At 70.9% G+C, this 18,623-nt stretch carries 15 protein-coding genes and 2 pseudogenes; 8 read left to right on the forward strand and 9 right to left on the reverse strand.

Annotation, left to right across the window (positions count from 1 at the left end; translation table 11 throughout):
- Positions 1–14 precede the first annotated feature (14 nt).
- The 3 genes from LJ657_RS39040 to LJ657_RS39050 all read right to left on the reverse strand — a co-directional run bounded on the left by LJ657_RS39040 (position 15) and on the right by LJ657_RS39050 (position 4,980).
- Positions 15–2,351: a molybdopterin cofactor-binding domain-containing protein gene (locus LJ657_RS39040; RefSeq protein ID WP_232654433.1), complete on the reverse strand. Its 2,337-nt coding sequence runs from the start codon at positions 2,349–2,351 to the stop codon at positions 15–17.
- A 582-nt stretch (positions 2,352–2,933) separates the two neighbouring features.
- Positions 2,934–3,836 (reverse strand): fructosamine kinase family protein, encoded by a 903-nt coding sequence (locus LJ657_RS39045; RefSeq protein ID WP_232654434.1) that lies wholly within the window; start codon positions 3,834–3,836, stop codon positions 2,934–2,936.
- Positions 3,837–3,888: 52 nt separating this feature from the next.
- Positions 3,889–4,980: a hypothetical protein gene (locus LJ657_RS39050; protein ID WP_232654435.1), complete on the reverse strand. Its 1,092-nt coding sequence runs from the start codon at positions 4,978–4,980 to the stop codon at positions 3,889–3,891.
- Positions 4,981–5,088: 108 nt separating this feature from the next.
- Between LJ657_RS39050 and argG the strand changes: the two genes are divergently transcribed.
- A complete protein-coding gene (gene argG, locus LJ657_RS39055) occupies positions 5,089–6,543 on the forward strand; it encodes an argininosuccinate synthase (protein ID WP_232654436.1) in 1,455 nt (484 codons plus the stop codon).
- Positions 6,544–6,648: 105 nt separating this feature from the next.
- Here argG and LJ657_RS39060 read toward each other — a convergent pair whose 3' ends face one another.
- Positions 6,649–7,296: a phosphoribosyltransferase gene (locus tag LJ657_RS39060; protein ID WP_232654437.1), complete on the reverse strand. Its 648-nt coding sequence runs from the start codon at positions 7,294–7,296 to the stop codon at positions 6,649–6,651.
- A 124-nt stretch (positions 7,297–7,420) separates the two neighbouring features.
- On the reverse strand, positions 7,421–8,092 hold the full coding sequence (locus tag LJ657_RS39065) for a dienelactone hydrolase family protein (RefSeq protein WP_232654495.1): 672 nt from the start codon (positions 8,090–8,092) through the stop codon (positions 7,421–7,423).
- 105 nt (positions 8,093–8,197) lie between these two features.
- Between LJ657_RS39065 and LJ657_RS39070 the strand changes: the two genes are divergently transcribed.
- Positions 8,198–8,506: a hypothetical protein gene (locus LJ657_RS39070; RefSeq protein ID WP_232654438.1), complete on the forward strand. Its 309-nt coding sequence runs from the start codon at positions 8,198–8,200 to the stop codon at positions 8,504–8,506.
- A 6-nt stretch (positions 8,507–8,512) separates the two neighbouring features.
- Here the strand turns inward: LJ657_RS39070 and LJ657_RS39075 are convergent, their stop codons facing one another.
- Positions 8,513–9,274, reverse strand: coding sequence for a hypothetical protein (locus tag LJ657_RS39075; protein ID WP_232654439.1), 762 nt, complete (start codon positions 9,272–9,274; stop codon positions 8,513–8,515).
- A 105-nt stretch (positions 9,275–9,379) separates the two neighbouring features.
- Here LJ657_RS39075 and LJ657_RS39080 point away from each other — a divergent pair, with 105 nt between their 5' ends.
- Entirely contained in the window at positions 9,380–10,516 is a 1,137-nt protein-coding gene (locus LJ657_RS39080; RefSeq protein ID WP_232654440.1) for a CapA family protein, read from the forward strand.
- A 64-nt stretch (positions 10,517–10,580) separates the two neighbouring features.
- Here LJ657_RS39080 and LJ657_RS39085 read toward each other — a convergent pair whose 3' ends face one another.
- From LJ657_RS39085 to LJ657_RS39095, 3 genes and pseudogenes are all read right to left on the reverse strand, one after another.
- Entirely contained in the window at positions 10,581–11,006 is a 426-nt protein-coding gene (locus tag LJ657_RS39085) for a CBS domain-containing protein (protein WP_232654441.1), read from the reverse strand.
- Between the two features lie 107 nt (positions 11,007–11,113).
- A pseudogene (gene murJ / locus LJ657_RS39090) lies at positions 11,114–12,789 on the reverse strand (murein biosynthesis integral membrane protein MurJ).
- Between the two features lie 9 nt (positions 12,790–12,798).
- Complete coding sequence (locus LJ657_RS39095) at positions 12,799–13,179, reverse strand: NUDIX hydrolase (protein ID WP_308117119.1); 381 nt, start codon at positions 13,177–13,179, stop codon at positions 12,799–12,801.
- Positions 13,180–13,372: 193 nt separating this feature from the next.
- On the opposite strand from LJ657_RS39095, the gene LJ657_RS39100 reads away from it, so the two are divergent.
- The 5 genes and pseudogenes from LJ657_RS39100 to LJ657_RS39120 all read left to right on the forward strand — a co-directional run bounded on the left by LJ657_RS39100 (position 13,373) and on the right by LJ657_RS39120 (position 18,358).
- A complete protein-coding gene (locus LJ657_RS39100; RefSeq protein ID WP_232654443.1) occupies positions 13,373–14,182 on the forward strand; it encodes an ABC transporter ATP-binding protein in 810 nt (269 codons plus the stop codon).
- Positions 14,179–14,940, forward strand: a complete 762-nt coding sequence (locus LJ657_RS39105) for an ABC transporter permease (protein ID WP_232654444.1) — start codon at positions 14,179–14,181, stop codon at positions 14,938–14,940. Before LJ657_RS39100 ends, LJ657_RS39105 begins: the two co-directional genes overlap by 4 nt.
- A gap of 15 nt (positions 14,941–14,955) precedes the next feature.
- Positions 14,956–15,750, forward strand: coding sequence for a MerR family transcriptional regulator (locus tag LJ657_RS39110; RefSeq protein ID WP_232654445.1), 795 nt, complete (start codon positions 14,956–14,958; stop codon positions 15,748–15,750).
- Between the two features lie 65 nt (positions 15,751–15,815).
- Positions 15,816–16,096: pseudogene (locus LJ657_RS39115) on the forward strand (IS630 family transposase); the annotation flags it as partial.
- A 600-nt stretch (positions 16,097–16,696) separates the two neighbouring features.
- The gene (locus LJ657_RS39120; protein ID WP_232654446.1) at positions 16,697–18,358 is read left to right on the forward strand and encodes an acyltransferase; all 1,662 of its coding nucleotides are present in this window, start codon (positions 16,697–16,699) and stop codon (positions 18,356–18,358) included.
- Positions 18,359–18,623: the final 265 nt, after the last annotated feature.

Consider the following 18,623-nt stretch of genomic DNA (forward strand, 5'->3'; position numbering starts at 1 on the left):
GGCCTCCTGGGCTCCTAGTAGGCGCGGTTCAGGCCGTCGGTGGGGGACGCCGGGACCGGCGGGGTCGTGGGCAGCGGCTCGAAGCCGAGGGGGCCGTCGTGGTTGATCGGGAAGGTGGTCGGCATGGTGCCGGTCGCGCGCCCGTACGCGCAGGCCACGGCCGCCATCGCGCCCGCGACGGCCAGCTCGCCCGCGCCGCCGGGCTTGCCGGTGGTCGGCGGCATGACGACGATCTCCAGCTCCGGCGGGGTGTTCCACTGCCGGGTGTAGAAGTAGTTGTCCCAACTGCCTTCCAGGAAGCGCCCGCCCGCGAGGTGCAGTCCGGAGCTGAGGGTGATCGCGATGCCGTCCATGATGCCGCCCATCATCTGGGCCTGGAGGCCGCGCGGGTTGACGGCCAGCCCGGCGTCGACCGCGCACACGACCTTGGTGACCCGTGGCCCGGTGTACGCGTCGGGGACCTTGCGGCCGGTGGTCCCCGGGCGGCAGTCGATCTCGGCGAGGACGGCGACGTGGGCGTGGTACTCGGGGTGCAGGGCGATGCCCTGGGCCGTGCCGGCCGGCATGCTCCGCCCCCACTCCCCCACCTCGGCGACCTTGTCCAGGACGGCCCGGGCCCGCTCGTCCTTCAGGAACGCGCGGCGGAACCGATAGGGGTCCTGGCCCATCCGCCTGGCCAGCTCGTCCACGATCAGCTCCTGTGCGCACCGCACGTTGGGTGAGTAGATGTTGCGCATGGAGCCGGTGTGGAAGCCCTTGGCGGTCTCGCTGAGGAGCTGGGTGACCACGCCGAAGTTGTACGGGGTCTGCTGCGTGAGCGTGAAGATCGTCTCGGAGAAGGTGAGGTCACCGACCGGGAGCCGGGCCGCTTCGGAGGTGATGATCTCGCCGACGCCGTGGCCGAAGTCGGTGGCCACGGAGGTGTGGCGCTGGTCGTAGCTGAGCACCTGGCCCAGCGCATACGTGGCGCGCACCCGTGAGGTGGACATGGGGTGGGTGCGGCCCTGGCGGAAGTCGTCGGTGCGGTGCCACATCAGCCGGACCGGCTTGCCCGTCGCCTTGGAGATCTCGGCCGCCTCGGCGGCACCGTCGTGGAAGAGCTTGCGTCCGAAGGAACCGCCGCCCTGGGTGACATGGACCTTCACCGCGCTCGCCGGCAGTCCGAGGGTGAGGGCGATCTGCTCCTGGGCGGTGATCGGGGACTTCAGGCTGGCCCAGATCTCGGCCGAGTCCTCGCGTACGTCGGCGACGGCGCAGTTGGTCTCCAGCGCGCTGTTGCTCGCGAAGTGGAAGGTGAAGCGGGCGTCGACCGCCTTGGTCAGCAGGTCGAGGGCGGGCAGCGGGAGCTCGGCCTTGCGGAGTTCAGCGCGGATGGTGTCGTCGGAGGCGCCTTCCACGGTGCCGGGGCCCCACGTGACCTTCAGTGCGCGCACCGCGTCGATGCACTGCCCGAAGGTGCGGCCGCGGACGGCGACGCCCGTGGAGATCCGTACGACGTCGGTGATGCCGGGCATGGCCCGCACCTCGTCGAGGTTGTCGACGGAGCGGACCGTGCCGTTGATCGTGGGCGGACGGCACACCATGGCCGGCAGCGCGCCCGGCACCTGCACGTCCATCGCGAACTTCTTGCGGCCGGTGACGGCCTCCAGCGCGTCGACGCGGCGCTGCGCGGTGCCGATGACCTTGAACTCGGAGGGCTCCTTGAGCGTGACCGACACCTGCCTGGTCGTCACTCCTGCTGCCTTCTCGGCCAGTTCGCCATAGCCGAGGCTCCTGCCGGTCGCAGTGGAGGTGATGACGCCGAGCTTCGCCGTGAGGGTGTCGACGGCCTCGCCCAGTTCGAGGGAAGCGGCTTCGAGGAGCCGACCGCGGGCGACGGCGGCCGCCACCCGGATCGGGGTGAAGGTGGAGATGGTGGTGTTGGATCCGCCGGTGAGCTGGTTGAAGAGGAGCTCGGGGCGGGCGTCGGCGAGGGTGACCCGGACCCTGTCCAGCGGCAGGTCCAGCTCCTCGGCGACGAGCATCGCACTGGAGGTGGTGATGCCCTGCCCGACCTCGGCCCGGGGCAGGGCGAAGGAGGCGGTGCCGTCGGGGTCGACCCGGATGGTGATCAGGTTCGCCGTGGGCAGGGTGGCGTGGGTGAGCATGTCGTTGAGGTCGTAGATCTCGGCCGGTCCGGGCACGGAGGGGACGACCGCCGCGGCCCGGGTGGGCGCGAGGACGGCCTCGCCGAGCTCGGCGGCGACAGTCAGCGTCGAGGCGGCCAGGACGTATCCCAGGAAGCGTCTGCGCCCGATGCCGTCCGGAGCGGGGACGGCATCCGGCGGCTGCGGGTGTTCATGGGCTCCCATCAGCTGTCCTCCAAGCGCGCGGCACTCGCCTCGATGGCGGCTCCTGACTGTGCACGTCAGGCGCCTTGCGCGAAAGATCTCCGAGCCCCTTCCACACGGAAACGCCATAAGTCGCGGGACGTGTGAAGCGGGCCGGGCCGGCGGTCGGGCAAGAGCCCAATGGGTCGGCAGGCGGGGTTCTGCGAGCCCTTCCGGAACGTCCCACCGCCTGGAACCACTGGTCATCCGGCACGTCTGGCGGGACTGCCGGAGGGCACGGTCGTCGACGGCCGTTCGAGCCCGCCACGGTGCGCATGAAGTCGGAGCCGTGCGGTCCCGGCCGGATCGCGCTGCCGCTGGTGTTCAGGCGTGGGCGGGACGGCAGTTGGACGGCCGGGCGGCTGCACCTGCATATGAGGGCCGCTCCCCGGGCCGACCATGTCGAGGGCCACCGGATCACGGTGGAGGCGCTGCTGCGCGGCACCGTCGGGCGCGACCACATCAGCGTCCGGTACGTCACTGGTCTGATGGCCGACGCCGGACGGACTGCACCCGGACTCCCGGATCATCACCCCGCACTTCACACCAGGCCCTCACGTCCCGTCACGCGAGGGCCCTTCGTGCTGCCGCGAGGGCCTGTTCGGCGTATCCGCGCCCGAAGAGCACCGCGTGCACCAGCAGCGGAAAGAGCTGATGCAGCGCTACCCGGTCCGCCCACCCGTCGGCCGGCGGGGCCGCCTGCTGATAGCCGTCGAGTACGTCCGCCAGGTGCGGGCAGCCGAAGAGCTGCAGCATCGCCAGGTCGGTCTCCCGGTGCCCGCCGTGTGCGGCCGGGTCGATCAGCCAGGCATCTCCGTCGGCCCCCCACAGCACGTTGCCGTTCCACAGGTCGCCGTGCAGCCGGGCGGGCGGTTCGGCGGGTCCCGCCAGTTCGGGCAGCCGCTCGCAGACGCGCTCGATCACGGCCGTCTCGGCGGGACGGATCGTGCCCCGGTCGACAGCCTCGCGCAGGTACGGCAGCACGCGGTGCTCGGCGTACCAGCGGGGCCAGTCGGTGCCGGGGGCGTTGCGCATCGGGGCGAGTCCGATGTACGCGTCCACGGGGCCGCCCGGCGGCGGCGAGCCGAACGCGGGGGTGCCCGTGGCGTGCAGGGCGGCCAGGCCGCGCCCGAACCGCACCGCGGCCCGGGCCGTCGGCGGGCCCTGCGCGACCACGTCGGTCACCAGCCAGCGCCGGTCGTGCCCATGTACGTCGGGAACGCGGACCGTGCCGGCGTCGGCCAGCCAGCGCAGGCCGGCCGCCTCGGCCTGCGTCGCGCCCGGATCGTCACCGCGCTTGACCATCACCGACTGCCCGCCGTCGAGGCCCACTTCGGCCACGGACTCGGACAACCGGCGCTCGCCGCGGACCGTACGCCCGGTGATCCTGGCCGCGGCCGCGCCCGGTCCGTCGCTGTCGACGCCGTCGCCGTCGCCGTCGCCGTCGTAAGGGAAACCGGTGTGCACGGACACCAGGGTAGGACCGCCGTGCGCCGGCGGGAGTCGGTCCGGGGGCGGGTCAGTCCAGGGGCTCCCCGTCGTCGTCGCCGTCGTCGTTGGCGGCGTAGGGATGGACGTACCGCTCCTCGCCGAAGGGGATGAACCAGTCCTGCACGGCGCCCTTGGCGATGCCGTCCGTGGTCGGGGTGTACAGCCACTCGTGGTCCATGTCCTCGAAGACGCTGTCGGCGAAGACCTGCAGGGCGGTTTCGACCTCGTCGCTCAGCAGCTCGTACAGGTCGGCCGTCACCTCGGCCTGGGCGAGCAGGAACTTCAGCAGCAGTTCCTCGGCCACGCAGCTGGGCCCGCCGAAGTGCGGCTGGGTGAGGCGGCCGGTCATGGTCACGGCGGTGACCGTCAGGCGGCGGACGAACAGCACCGTGTACTGGAGGGCGAACCGCGGGGGCAGATCGTCGAGGACCATGAACGGCGCGTCGGTCTCCGCGACGGTGGGCCCGTCCTCCTCCAGCCCGGCCAGGTCCGTGAAGAGTTCGTCGACCAGCAGATCGATGGCGTACACGACGGCGCCGGCCGCGACCTCCGCCGCTTCACGGCCGACGATCCGCTCCTCCTCGTCCTCGCGGTGCCCGAAGGCCTCGAGCGGGAAGGCCCGCAGTGTCGGTGCGAGAGCACGGAGTGTTCGCCGCATGGCGTCGACTTCGGCGCGGTCGAGACGGCCCGACCCGGTGGAGGGCTCGGCCGCCGCGTGCCGGCGTGCGCGTTCAGCGGGATCCGCGGGCGGTGCGTCCGGACCGTCGGCCGCGTCGAGGCTCTCCTGCAGCAGTTCGGGGTGCAGGTCCACCCCGCATCTGGTGATCTCCCAGTCGGAGAGGGGTTCGCTGCGCTCCAGCAGCTCCGCGACGACCTCACGCGCGGCGTCCTCGGCGAATTCCAGTGCCGGGGCGTCGACGAAGAGCTTCAGCAGTACTCCGGCGGGATGGACGGCGATGGCGTCGTCCACCAGGTCGACCTCCATCCCGTCGGGTCCCTCGATCGCCGCGATCGAATCGAGCCCCTTGCGCAGCAGGAAGCCGACGCCCTCCCGCTGAAGAACGTCGAGCTCCGGGGCGCCTTCGGGGAGGTCCACGTCCACAGTCACCGCGTATGTCACACGATCATGGTGCCTGAGCCGCGGCATCCCGTGGGCGGGAACCTGCAGGAATCGGCGGCACACAGAACCCCCTTTGCATGACCATGCGAGATGATGCATACTCTTCCTATGTCCAAGGTCCTCACCTCCCTTCCCGCCGGCGAGCGCGTCGGCATCGCCTTCTCGGGCGGTCTCGACACCTCCGTCGCGGTCGCGTGGATGCGCGACAAGGGTGCCGTCCCGTGCACCTACACCGCCGACATCGGTCAGTACGACGAGCCCGACATCGCCTCGGTGCCCGGCCGTGCGAAGACCTACGGTGCCGAGATCGCACGTCTCGTCGACTGCCGTGCGGCACTGGTCGAGGAGGGCCTGGCCGCGCTGACCTGCGGGGCGTTCCACATCCGCTCCGGCGGGCGCGCCTACTTCAACACCACCCCGCTGGGCCGCGCCGTGACGGGCACCCTCCTGGTCCGGGCGATGCTCGAGGACAACGTCCAGATCTGGGGCGACGGCTCGACCTTCAAGGGCAACGACATCGAGCGGTTCTACCGCTACGGCCTGCTCGCCAACCCGCACCTGCGGATCTACAAGCCCTGGCTGGACGCGAACTTCGTGACCGAGCTCGGCGGCCGCAAGGAAATGTCGGAGTGGCTGCTCGCCCACGGCCTGCCCTACCGGGACAGCACGGAGAAGGCGTACTCCACCGACGCCAACATCTGGGGCGCCACCCACGAGGCCAAGACGCTGGAGCACCTGGACACGGGCGTCGAGACCGTCGAGCCGATCATGGGCGTGCGGTTCTGGGACCCCGAGGTGGAGATCGTCGCCGAGGACGTGACGATCGGCTTCGACCAGGGCCGCCCTGTGACGATCAACGGCAAGGAGTTCGCCTGCCCGGTCGACCTGGTCATGGAGGCCAACGCCATCGGCGGCCGGCACGGCCTGGGCATGTCCGACCAGATCGAGAACCGGATCATCGAGGCCAAGAGCCGCGGTATCTATGAGGCGCCGGGCATGGCCCTGCTGCACGCCGCGTACGAGCGCCTGGTCAACGCGATCCACAACGAGGACACCCTCGCCCAGTACCACAACGAGGGCCGTCGTCTGGGCCGGCTGATGTACGAGGGCCGCTGGCTGGACCCGCAGGCGCTGATGATCCGTGAGTCGCTGCAGCGCTGGGTCGGCGCAGCCGTCACCGGCGAGGTGACGCTGCGGCTGCGGCGCGGTGAGGACTACTCGGTCCTCGACACCACGGGCCCGGCGTTCAGCTACCACCCGGACAAGCTGTCGATGGAGCGCACCGAGGACTCGGCGTTCGGCCCGGTGGACCGGATCGGCCAGCTCACCATGCGCAACCTGGACATCGCCGACTCGCGCGCCAAGCTGGAGCAGTACGTCGGCCTGGGCCTGATCGGCACCGGCAGCCCCACCATCGGCGCCTCGCAGGCGGCCGCGACCGGCCTGATCGGCACCATGCCGGAACTGCCGGAGGGCGGGGCGGAGGTCATCGCCTCGCGCGGTGAGGTCTCGGAGGCCGACGAGCTGCTGGACCGCGCCGCGATGGAGTTCGGCACGGACTGACCAGCGGACTCGTCCGCGCAAGGAGAAGGCCGGCGCGACGCCCCTGGTGTCGGGCCGGCCTTTCCGTTGGACCATCGCCGGTCCCGCTGTCCGGAGCGCGCGGGCTCAGCCTGCCGCCGTGTGCAGGGCCCTCAGCACGTCCTCGTCCGTCAGCTGCTCGAACCGCTCGTAGCAGAGGCCCACAGCCATGAAGGACGCCGGCCGCCGAAGGCAGACCACCTCGTCGGCCTCGGCGCGCATCTCGTCCGCCGCGCGCGGTGAGCCGACCGGCACAGCGAGTACGACGCGCTCGGGGGCCTGACGCCGTACGTACCGCAGTGCGGCGCGGGCCGTCGATCCGGTGGCGAGCCCGTCGTCGACGACGATGGCGGTGCGGCCCGTGAGGTCGGGGGCGGGGCGGCCCTGACGGTAGAGGCGTTCGCGGCGGTGGAGTTCCTTTCGTTCGCGTTCGACCACCGGGGCGAGCATGGTCTCGGTCAGGTCCAGTTGACGGAGGGCGTCCTCGTCGAGGAGGGGATCGTCGTCGCCGACGATCGCTCCGACGCCGAGTTCCTCCTGGAAGGGGGCGCCGATCTTCCGTACGACCAGTACGTCGAGTGGGGCGTCCAGCGCCCGCGCCACCTCCCGGGCCACGGCGACTCCCCCGCGCGGAAGGGCCAGGACGAGGGGGTGCGGCAGGACGCCCTTCTCCTGCTGGATCCGCAGCCGCTCGGCCAGTTCCCGCCCGGCCTCGGTGCGGTCATGGAACTGCATCGCGGTCGCCACTCCTTCCCACACGGAGACGGCCCCCTCGGTCCGGTTCCCCGCGTACCCCGCGCGCGCCGGTCGAAGCACACGCCCCGGCCGTCCCTCCGTCTCGCGCGCGGCCCGTCGCCCCTCACTGCTCCGCTACGGCCTCACCTGCGGTCTTGAGGCGGTCGTCGCACCAGTGGCGCACCATCTCCGCGACCTGCTCCAGCGCTCCGGGCTCCTCGAACAGGTGCGTGGCGCCGGGCACCACACGCAGCGAGTGCGGACCGCTCAGCTCCCGGGCCGCCGCCTGGTTCAGCCGCAGCACCTCCGGGTCCATGCCGCCGACGATCAGGAGCACGGGGGCCCGTACGCCGGGGAGGACGTCGCCGGCCAGGTCGGGGCGCCCGCCCCGCGACACGACGGTCAGGGTGCGCAGTGGCCGCTCCGCGGCGGCCACCAGGGCCGCTGCCGCCCCGGTGCTGGCCCCGAACAGGACGACCGGAAGCTTCCCTGTGTCGGGCTGTGTTTCCAGCCAGTCGACCACGGCGACCACGCGGCGGCCCAGGAGAGGTATGTCGAAGCGGTACTCCGCCGTCGATGCGTCCCGGCGGTCCTCCTCCTCGGTGAGCAGGTCCATCAGGGCGGTACCCAGCCCGGCGGTGCGCAGTTCGGCAGCGACCGCGCGGTTGCGGGGGCTGTGCCGGGAGCTGCCGCTGCCGTGGGCGAACACCACGACCGCGCGGGCCGAGTCGGGCAGGACCAGATCGCCCGGGAGCGCCACGCCATCGGCGGGAACCGTGATCAGCTGGGAGATCATCGCCATCATCTTCTTCCTCGTGGCCGGCCCGGCGGGGCCTCGTATGGCCTGCCGGGTCACGGGTACCCGTACTGCCGAAGTACTTCTTTCGAGGAGATGACTCGGATGCTGCTCATCGGACTGCTTCTCCTCGGGGCGACAGGCGCCTTCACCGCCCTGGCGATCGCCGGCAACCTGTCCGGGGGCCCCGAATACACCGTCTCGGTGCTCGATCACCGGATCGCCACCATGAACACGCTGGCCGTCTTCAGCTCCGGCCTCGCGCTGGCGCTCATCTTCTGCCTGGCGCTGGCCACGGCGGTGAGCGGCGCGTCGCACCGCCCGACGCATCGCCGCCATCGCAGGGTGCGGACGCGCGGCAACGGCGGGACCACCCGTATCGACGACATGACGGGGCCGGACCAGCGGGCCTGAGGTGTCTCACCGGTGCCGCAGCCGCACGAGGTGGTACAGCACCGGCATCACGGTCGTGCGGTTCTCCTTCAGCGTGGGCTGCAGGAAGCGGTAGAAGCTCGGCTTGGTGAACTGGCGCAGGGCGACGGCGGCCAGGCTCAGGTTCCAGTGGGCGTGGCCGACGAAGCAGTAGTCGGAGGTCGTGCCGTCGAGAGGCTGCAGCAGCAGCGAGTTGTCGAGGCCGGTTTCGGCGGCGTACCAGCCCGCGAGGTGCTCCCAGAGTTCTGCGATGAGTTCGGGATCATCACCGACGAAGTAGCTGAACTGGAACAGGCCCTCCTGGCTGCGGCCCACGTCGGCGACGCACTTGCCGCAGCGGGCCGCCATCACATGGACGTCGCCGGCGGCCTGCTCCAGCCGTCGGCGCAGTTGACGGTAGGCGGGGGTGTCCTGCACCAGCTCGATGTCCTGCGGCGTCCTGGTCTCGACGAGGACGACCACGTCGTAGCGGGCCGGGTGGACGGTGTCCGACGGGTGCCGGCCGACGGTCGGTGCCACGGCGGCGGCCTGGTACACGCTCGCTCGTTTCACCTCGCCCAGGCTGGCCAGGTCCTCCGCCTCGGCCCGCAGCAGATCGAGCAGGTGTGTCTTGTCACGGCTGTGCCCGGGCCTGCCGATCCCGCCCGGAGGCTCCACCGCCGCCGCGATGTGGAGGTAGCCGGACGGCGGCGGCTCGGCGAGGTGCGCCGGAGCGAACTTGGAGCGTGGGTGAACGAGGGTGACGCTCATGGGATTCTCCCGCGGAACGGTGCGTTCCCTGGCCGTGGTAGCGCCTACCCGAAATGCCCGGCCTCACGCTCGCCTCGTCCGCGTGACGGCCACTACCGTGGGGGCATGGGCGGCGGCACGGTGACGCTGTTCCTGTGCGGCGATGTGATGCTCGGGCGCGGCGTCGACCAGATCCTGGCGCACCCCGGCGAACCGGAACTGCGGGAGGGGTACGTCGGAGACGCCCGCTCCTACGTCTGCCTGGCGGAGTCGGTGAGCGGTCCGGTTCCCGCCCCTGTGGCACCGTCCTGGCCGTGGGGCGAGGCCCTGCGCGTGCTGGCGGAAGCCGCCCCGGATGTCCGGATCGTGAACCTGGAGACGTCCGTGACGGGCAGCGCCGCCTTCGCGCCCGACAAGCTGATCCACTACCGCATGCATCCGGCCAACCTGCCCGCCCTCGCCGTCGCTCGCCCGGACGTCTGCGTCCTCGCCAACAACCACGTGCTGGACTTCGGCCGTGAGGGCCTGACGGAGACGCTGGACGCGCTGGCCCGGGCGGGCCTGCGGACGGCGGGAGCGGGACGCAGCGCCGGGGAGGCCCACGCGCCCGCCGCGGTGCCGGTCCCGGACGGCGGCCGGGTGCTGGTGTTCGCCCTCGGGGCACAATCCAGCGGTATTCCGCCGGGCTGGGCGGCGACCGCCGACCTGTCGGGGGTCTCCTGTCTGCCCGAGGTGTCGGCGGCCGCCGCCGCGGAGATCGTCCAGCGGGTGCGGGCGGAAAGACGTACGGGCGACCTCGTGGTCGTGTCCGTGCACTGGGGCTCGAACTGGGGGTACCGGGTGCCCCGGGAACACGTCCGCTTCGCCCGCGCCCTGGTGGACGGCGGGGTCGACGTGGTCCACGGCCACTCCTCGCACCATCCCCGCCGGATCGAGGTCTACCGCGACCGGCTGATCCTTTACGGCTGCGGCGACTTCATCGACGACTACGAGGGCATCGGCGGCCACGAGGAGTACCGCGACGACCTGCGGATCGCCTACCTCCTCACGGTCGCGGCGGACACCGGGCGGCTGACCGGCCTGCGCATGGTGCCCCTGCGGGCCCGGCGCATGCGTCTCGAACCCGCGCCGGACGCGGACCGCGGCTGGCTGTGCGCCACCCTGAACCGCATCAGCGACGCCGTACACGTGACCCTGGAACCCGACGGCACGCTCACGCTGCCGTACCCCGCCCCCGAACGCCGAACCGGGACCGGCCCGTGAACCGATGACGACTCGCATCCCGCACACGGCTACCGGGTCGAGGGAGGCCGGCCGTTCGGGAACCTCAGCGGTTCGGGGCCGCCCTGCCGATGTCCATCAGGGCCGAGTGCGGGTCCTCGGTGCCGGCGAGGTCGCCGAGGCTGACGAAGCCGACCGGGCAGCCGCCGCGCTCTACGACCGGAAGGCGGCGGACGGCGTACTTGCGCATCAGTTCGAGGGCGCGGTCGGTCGTGTCGTCCGGCGTCAGGGTCACCACGGGCGGTGGTGTGCACACCGAGCCGACGGTCGTGTCGGCGGGGTCCCGGCCCGCTGCGAGCGCCCGGACCACGATGTCACGGTCGGTGAGCACACCGAACAGGTCGCAGTCGTAGGCCACCAGCACGTCACCCACGTCCTGCTCACGCATCACGCGGGCCGCACGCGCCACCGTGGTCATGGGCTCGACGGCGGCCGCGCCGGGTGACATCACGTCGCGTATCTTCCGGGTCATGGTGCCTCCCAGGTCCTCGATCGCGAGGTAGTGCTTGTCGCCCGCGTAGCCCGCAGCGGAATCGGTAAACCGGCCGGCCGCCGTCGGGCGGAGCCCCGGCTCGGGCGTCACCGCAGTCCGGGCAGGCTGCGCAGCTCTTCGATCCTCAGGAGACGGGCCAGCGCCACGAACGCCAGAGCCAGTGCGAGCGTTCCCGCGGCGAGGGCACCCACGGTGGCCCAGGTACCGCTGCCCAGGACGGTGGTGCAGGCGTGTGCGGCGGTCCAGCCCGCGGCCGCGGCGAGCGCGGCGGCGAACAGCAGTCTGAGGTAGGTGCGCCGCACGGCGCCGTCGTCCAGGCGGCCGCCGGTCCTGCGGCGCAGCAGCCGTGCGGTCAGCGCGAGGCCGGCGAAGTAGGAGAGGGCGTAGGCGCCGGCCATGCCGGTCACGGACCAGCGGGCGGGCAGCAGGACGTGGCAGGCGGTGGCCAGGGCGATGTTCACGGCGGAGATCCACACGGCCATGAAGAACGGGGTGCGGGTGTCCTCGAAGGCGTAGAAGCCGCGCAGCAGCAGGTACTGCGCGGAGAACGGGATCAGGCCGAGCCCGAACGCCTGCAGCATGTGCCCGCCCGGCTGCGCGATGGTGGCGTCGGACGCGCCGTGGGCGAAGAGCAGTGTGCCGATCTGGGGCCCCAGGGCGAGGAAGAGGAAGGCCGCGGGCACGACGACGACGCCGGTGACGCGCAGCGCCCGCGACAGGTCGGCGCGCAGGTCCGCGACGCGGCCCTGCTCATCCGCGGCAGCAGCGCGGTCACCAGGGACACCGTGACGATGGACTGGGGCAGCATCCAGATGGTCTGCGCGTACATGTAGGCGGAGTAGCCCACACCGGCCTTCGTCCGTTGCGCGTCGGCGGCGTTGGCGTAGCTCGTGATCACCGCCAGGGAGACCTGGTTGGCCAGGACGAACAGCAGCGTCCACTTCGCCGCGTGGATACCGCTGCCCAGGCCGGTGCCGCGCCAGTCGAACCGGGGGCGGAAACGGAATCCTGCCGCCCGCGCGAACGGGATCAGCGCCAGAGCCTGTACGGCGATGCCGGCGGTCGTCCCGACACCCAGGAGCCGCACCTGGGCCTCGGTGATGTCCTCGACCCGCTCCGGGACGGTCATCAGGCCCAGGTAGGCGCCGAACATGCCGATCAGGACGACGTTGTTGAGGACCGGGGTCCACATCATCGCCCCGAACTTCTCGCGCGCGTTGAGTACTTGGCCGTAGATGCCGAACAACCCGTAGAAGAAGATCTGCGGGAGCAGGAACCGCCCGAACGTCACCGTGAGTTGAAAGGCCTCGTGCTTGTCCGGGGTGTCCTCGATGTAGACACCGACGATCTGCGGTGTGGCCCACACCGCGAGTGCGGTGCCCACGCCGAGCACGCACACCACGAGGGTCACCAGCCGCTGCTCGTAGGCCCGGCCGCCGTCGGAATCGGTGGCGCGCGCCCGTACCAGCTGGGGTACCAGTACGGCGTTCAGCGCACCGCCGATCAACAGGGTGTACAGGCTGGTCGGCACCGTGTTCGCCGTGTTGTACGTGTCGGCCAGCTGGCCCAGGCCCAGTGCCGCGGCCTGCATCACCTGCCGTATCAGCCCCGTGGCCCGGGACACGACGGTGGCCACAGCCATCAGCACCGACGACCGGCCCGGTCCGCCCGTCGCCGCTTTCCTCCGCCGGACGGCATGCCGCCCCCGTGCTCGTTCGCCCGTCGACGTGGTCAGCGTCGCGGGCTGCTCCCCCTGCTTCATCCGGCCAACCTATGCCTTCAAGATCTGTTCCGCGCATTCCTGCATCCGGAGGCGGTCTTCGGCGAACCACCCCTGCCAAGGCTCATCGAGCGGCAGCCAGGCCGCGGGCTGTCCCTCCTCAGGGTTCAACCGCATTCGCCGGTCGAGGACTTGCAGAAAGGTCACCCCCACGGTGGCAGCCCAGTCGGGGTGGCAGGAGCGCACCGTGACAGCCGCGGGCACCGGAAGGAGCGGTGCCCGGATGCCGGTCTCCTCGAACAACTCCCGGCGTGCCGCGTCGCGAGGAGTCTCACCGGGGTCCACCTTGCCGCCGGGCGAAGCAGGCGGGTTCGTCGATTTCTGGCCGGTGAGTCGCAGGAACCGACGCGTGCGTGGTTCACCGGCAGCTATGAGTAGGGCGGGTTCGCGGCCGAACGAGCTCGGGGCGAGCGGCCCGTCATCGCTGCGGTGTGTCTGGCCGGTCGGCGATCTGAGTGCCGTGGTCGGAACGGGCTTGACCTTGACGCTGGGTCAACCCTCCATCCTTCCGGGAGGAGCTTCCGCGCAGTCGCCCGGAACAGCTCCGCGAAGGAGGCAGATGACCATGACAGCCCAATCGATCGCCGGTCCGGCGATTCGCGTGCAAGATCTCAAGAAGTCGTACGGGAAGCTCGAAGTGCTGCGCGGTGTGGACTTCGACGTGGTGCCGGGCAGCATCTTCGCCCTGCTCGGTTCCAATGGGGCGGGCAAGACCACGACCGTGAGGATCCTCGCCACGCTCCTGAAAGCCGACGCGGGGGCGGCGAGCGTCAATGGCTTCGACGTTGTCACGCAGCCGGCGAACGTGCGGGAGTCCATCAGTCTCACCGGGCAGTTCGCGGCCGTCGACGAGATCCTCAGCGGTCGGGAGAACCTCGCCCTGGTCGCCAGGCTGCGCCACCTCAAGGACCCTGGCGCGACTGCGGATGACCTGCTGAGGCGTTTCTCGCTGAGCGAGGCGGGCGCGCGGCGAGTGTCCACGTATTCGGGTGGGATGCGCCGTCGGCTGGACATTGCGATGAGCCTCATCGGGAATTCGCCGGTGATCTTCCTGGACGAGCCGACGGCCGGACTCGACCCCGAGGCGCGCATCGAGGTGTGGGATGCGGTCAAGGAGCTCGCCAGCCACGGAACGACGGTGCTGCTCACCACGCAGTACCTGGAGGAGGCCGAGCAGTTGGCCGACCGGATCGCGATCCTCCACCAGGGCCGGATCATCGTGAACGGCACCCTCGCCGAGCTCAAGCAGCTCTTCCCGCCCGCCACGGTCGAGTACGTCGAGAAGCAACCGACTCTCGAGGAGATCTTCCTCGCCGTCATCGGCGGCAGCGACAAGAGCGAAGCCACCGGCACGACAACTGGGGGACGAGGATGACCACGTACTTCTTCAACGACACAGCCGCGCTCACGGTGCGGACCCTGCGCCACGTCACACGCAGCATGGACACCATCATCACGACCGCCATCACGCCGGTCGCCATGATGCTGATGTTCGTCTACGTGTTCGGAGGCGCCATCGATACCGGGTCGGTTCCGTACGTGAACTACATGCTGCCCGGCATCCTGCTCATGACCATCGCCTCAGGCATCTCCTATACCGCGTACCGGCTGTTCACCGATGTGAAGAGCGGCATCTTCGAACGCTTCCAGTCCATGCCGATCGCCCGGTCGGGTGTGCTGTGGGCCCACGTCGTCACCTCTTTGGTCGCCAACCTGATCGCGCTCGTGCTCGTCGTGGGCGTCGCTGTGCTCATGGGCTTCCGCTCAGGGGCAGAAGTGTCGGCATGGCTCGCGGTCACCGGCATCCTGCTCCTGTTCACCCTGGCGTTGACCTGGCTCGCCGTGATCCCCGGGCTTTCCGCGTCGTCGGTCGAGGGTGCTGGCGCGTTCGCCTACCCCCTCATCTTCCTGCCGTTCGTCAGTTCGGCGTTCGTGCCCACGAAGACGATGCCCGGCCCGGTGCGCTGGTTCGCCGAGCATCAGCCGGTGACGTCGATCGTCAACACGATCCGTGCCCTGTTCGCCCAGCAGCCGGTCGGCGACGACATCTGGACCGCCCTCGCGTGGTGCGTCGGCATCCTCGTCGTGGCGTACGTCTTCGCGATGGCCACCTATCGCCGGAAGATCGCCTGAGGCAGGCTGAGACCCATGCTCACCATCAGCCAGCTTGCGTCGTACGCCGGGGTGACGGTGCGGGCGGTACGTCACTACCACCGGATCGGGTTGCTGCCGGAGCCCGAGCGCGACCGGTCCGGATACCGGACCTACGACGCTGTCGCGGTCGTGCGACTGATCCGGATCCGCACCCTCGCAGACGCCGGTGTTCCGCTGGCCCGGGTACAGGAACTCCTCGCCGCCGGCCCGGAGGAGTTCGCCGGCGGCGTCCAGGAGATCGACAAGGCCCTGCGTGCCGAGATCCGGCGGCTGGAGGACACTCGCAGCCGACTCGCCAGGCTCGCCGCCGGAGAGCATCTGGCGCTTCCGCAGAGCGTCGTGGACTACCTCGACCGGCTGCGCGGTCTCGGCGTTGAGGAGCGGTACATCGAGATGGAGCGGGACGCCTGGATCATGATCGCCGCCCAGGTGCCGCATTCGATCGACTCCGTGATCGCCAAGAAGCACGAGGAGCTGGACGACCCGGAGATGGTGAAGCTCTACAGCCTTCTCAGCGGGGCACTCGACTGGCCGGCCGACGATCCGCGGATCGTCCAGGTCGCCGACATCATGGAGCGCTTGATGATTCGCGCTGTGGAGGTCGGCGAGGTGGGAGCCGATGACGGCATCGACGATCAGTTCGTCGACCTGCTGGACTCAGCCATGGTCGAGTCCTCACCGCACGCCGCGCGGCTGTTGGCGATTCTGGAGGAGCGGGGCTGGAGGGGCTGGACCCGCATCGAGCGAGTGCCTGCCGAGAGACTCAACCCTGAGCTGCCGCCATCGTGAAGGCAGGTCAGGGTCCTGGAGTGACGCTAAGTGGGGGTGCACGTGCTTCCCGGGGGCGGCCGTCTGCCTCAGCAAACAAGGTGGAACTGTGTTTCACACCCCGGCCTACGCCTCCTGGGCCAACCCGATCGAAGCACACTTCGGGCCGCTGCGGCAGTTCACCCTGGCCAACTCCCACCACCGCAGCCACCCCGCGCAAACCCGGGCCCTGCACCGCTACCTGCGCTGGCGCAACGCCAACGCCCGCCACCCCGACGTACTCGCCGCCCAGCGCAAGGAGCGCGCCCGCATCCGCAGCGAGAAAGGCGTCCGCCGGGGCGGACGCCCCCTGGCACCCGCAGCCTGAGAAATCCGGCGCCAAGTAGTCACGGCACTCAACGGACGTGGTGAAGTTCGCTGCTGATCCCTCGCCATTCGGCCTGCCCGAAGGCCCAGGCGCCGAGAAGAACCAGCACTTGACTTCGCCATAACCCGCTTAGCTGTTCGGGCCTACTGCCGAACCGTCTACTTGCTGCGACTCCACCGCCCTCCCCGGCACCAGGACGGCAAGCGTGCTGCGCGCTTCACGCCGCAGCGTGCGGCGTCGAGCAAAGGTCGCAGTGAGAGCGAGGACCGAGACGGTGCCCCCGTAGAACACAGCAGCAATCGTGGAGAGGAGCCCGATCGTCATCGGGCACGCACCTTTCTTCCCCCGTTCGGCCCGCCCGGCTTACAGCTCGGGGCGGGCGTTGATGCGTTTCCTCTCCACCATACGAGTGCCGTCAACTCCCCCTGCTTTCAAACTCATCGATGTCTCCCGCCCAGCCATCAGGCGGGATCCCTCCCCACCCGCCCGCGTGGCAAGACGGCCCGGTCTGCGCTCGGTGCCGGCCCCGTACGCACGAGGACGGAACGCAGCCCGTCCAGCCCGGCGAACCTTCCAGGACAGAACAACTAGCGTGCGGGCATGGATCACCAACAGGAGCCGTCCGTACGGCATTTCGACCACTGTCCCTGGCTGTTCGCCGAGAAGGCAACCGAGGAGCAACTGCGCGGCCAGCGGAAGCGGCAGCAGGCGCTCGGCGGGGACAGCGACATCGGTGAACGGTGTTACGTCGCCGAGTCGGCGGCGGTCTTCCCGGACCTGCTGCGGCTGGGCGACGACTCGTACATCGCGGCGCAGGCTTACGTCACCGGGGAGTTGACGACGGGAACGGACTGCACACTGAACCCCTTCACCACGGTGCGCGGCACGGTCGTGCTGGGCGACGGCGTGCGGATCGGCGCCCATACGTCGCTGCTCGGCTTCAACCACTCCTTCGACGCCGACCGTCCGGTCTTCCGGCAGCCGCTCACGAGCAAAGGGATCAGGGTCGGGGACGACGTGTGGATCGGCTCGCACGTGATCGTGGTGGACGGCGTCACGATCGGCGACCACTGTGTGATCGGCGCCGGAGCGGTGGTCACCAGGGACCTGCCGGCCTGGACGGTGGCGGCCGGGAACCCCGCACGCCCGTTGCGCGACCGGCGGGACGCCCCCGCCGCCGCGGCTCCCCGAAGCGCTCTGGCCCGGTTCGCGACCACCGCCCGCGCGCAGGCCGGCGACCTCCTCGCGCGCTGCTGGGACGGCGAACGGTATGCCGACCGGCCCGGTGCGGCACCCACTGTGCGGGCGCACTGCGATGCTGTCGAGATCGCCGACCTGCTGCTGGGTTCGGTGCCCGGGCAACTGGCCGCCGACGAGCACGTACGGCGGCTTGCCGCGCTCCAGGACCCGGACACCGGCTTGGTGCCGGAGGCGGGCGAGTCCCTGCCGTCCGCGGACGGCGACGGATTCATCGACGAGGGGGCCGCGCTCTACCACATCCTCTCCGTCGGATACGCGCTCGACCTGCTGGGCGCCTCCTTGCCTCATCCCGTCTGCGGAGCAAGGGAGATGACGGCACGTCAACTCGTCGCACGCCTGGCAGGGCTGCCGTGGCGCGACGGCGCGTGGGAGGCCGGGGCGTGGATCGACGCCTGGGCCACGGCCGCGCACTGGAACCTGCGGCACGGCGGGCAGGACAGCGGCACGGCGGAGGCACTGTTCGGCTGGCTGCTGTCCCGGGCCGATCCATGGACCGGCATGTGGGGCGACCCGTCGCCCCAGGAGGGGCGGCTGCAGGTCGTCAACGGCTACTACCGGCTGACCCGCGGCTCGTTCGCCCAGTTCGGGCTGCCGGTGCCGCATCCGGAACGGGTCGTGGACGCCGTCCTGGACCACGCCCGCGACCCCCGCCACTTCGGGGCGGGCCGGGAGAACGCCTGCAACGTGCTGGACGTCGCCCACCCCCTGTGGCTCTGCACCCGGCAGCTCGGCAACGGCTCGGGGCGCGACGGCCACCGTACGGCCGACATACGGGCGTGGGCGGAGCGGCAGCTGGCCGCGGCCCTGCCCCGTTGGCAGGACGGCAAGGGGTTCGGCTTCGGTCCTACGGGACCCGGACCGCAGCCCGGCCTCCAGGGCACCGAGATGTGGCTGGCCATCATCTGGTACCTGGCCGACCTGCTGGGCCGCTCCGACGAACTCGGCTACCGCCCGCGAGGCGTCCACCGCCCGGAGCCCGCGCGCGGCGGCCTGCGGCTCTGAGTCCCACCTGCGCCGCCACGGCAGTACCGCCGGATCGGCCTCGGTGTTCTCCACCCGGTGCAGGGCGTCGCTGATCGCCTCGCCGATCTCGGCGAACTGCTGCACCTGCTCCGGGGTGAGGGCGTCGAAAACGGCCCGGCGCACGGCGTCGACATGGCCCGGGGCTGCCCGTTCCAGCAGGGCGCGGCCCTCGTCGGTGAGGAGGGCGAGCTGACCGCGGCCGTCGGCAGGGTCCTCGCGGCGGTCCACGAGGCCGACCTCCCGC

The organism is Streptomyces guryensis (assembly GCF_021261325.1).
In the GTDB taxonomy this organism is placed as follows: Bacteria; Actinomycetota; Actinomycetes; order Streptomycetales; family Streptomycetaceae; genus Streptomyces; species Streptomyces guryensis.

Bases quoted from the DNA above. Each gene is read 5' to 3' on its own strand.
- LJ657_RS39040 (WP_232654433.1), bottom strand. From the start codon at position 2,351: ATGGGAGCCCATGAACACCCGCAGCCGCCGGATGCCGTCCCCGCTCCG.
- argG (WP_232654436.1), top strand. From the start codon at position 5,089: ATGTCCAAGGTCCTCACCTCCCTTCCCGCCGGCGAGCGCGTCGGCATC.
- LJ657_RS39060 (WP_232654437.1), bottom strand. From the start codon at position 7,296: ATGCAGTTCCATGACCGCACCGAGGCCGGGCGGGAACTGGCCGAGCGG.
- LJ657_RS39065 (WP_232654495.1), bottom strand. From the start codon at position 8,092: ATGATCTCCCAGCTGATCACGGTTCCCGCCGATGGCGTGGCGCTCCCG.
- LJ657_RS39070 (WP_232654438.1), top strand. From the start codon at position 8,198: ATGCTGCTCATCGGACTGCTTCTCCTCGGGGCGACAGGCGCCTTCACC.
- LJ657_RS39075 (WP_232654439.1), bottom strand. From the start codon at position 9,274: ATGAGCGTCACCCTCGTTCACCCACGCTCCAAGTTCGCTCCGGCGCAC.
- LJ657_RS39080 (WP_232654440.1), top strand. From the start codon at position 9,380: ATGGGCGGCGGCACGGTGACGCTGTTCCTGTGCGGCGATGTGATGCTC.
- LJ657_RS39085 (WP_232654441.1), bottom strand. From the start codon at position 11,006: ATGACCCGGAAGATACGCGACGTGATGTCACCCGGCGCGGCCGCCGTC.
- LJ657_RS39100 (WP_232654443.1), top strand. From the start codon at position 13,373: ATGACAGCCCAATCGATCGCCGGTCCGGCGATTCGCGTGCAAGATCTC.
- LJ657_RS39105 (WP_232654444.1), top strand. From the start codon at position 14,179: ATGACCACGTACTTCTTCAACGACACAGCCGCGCTCACGGTGCGGACC.
- LJ657_RS39110 (WP_232654445.1), top strand. From the start codon at position 14,956: ATGCTCACCATCAGCCAGCTTGCGTCGTACGCCGGGGTGACGGTGCGG.
- LJ657_RS39120 (WP_232654446.1), top strand. From the start codon at position 16,697: ATGGATCACCAACAGGAGCCGTCCGTACGGCATTTCGACCACTGTCCC.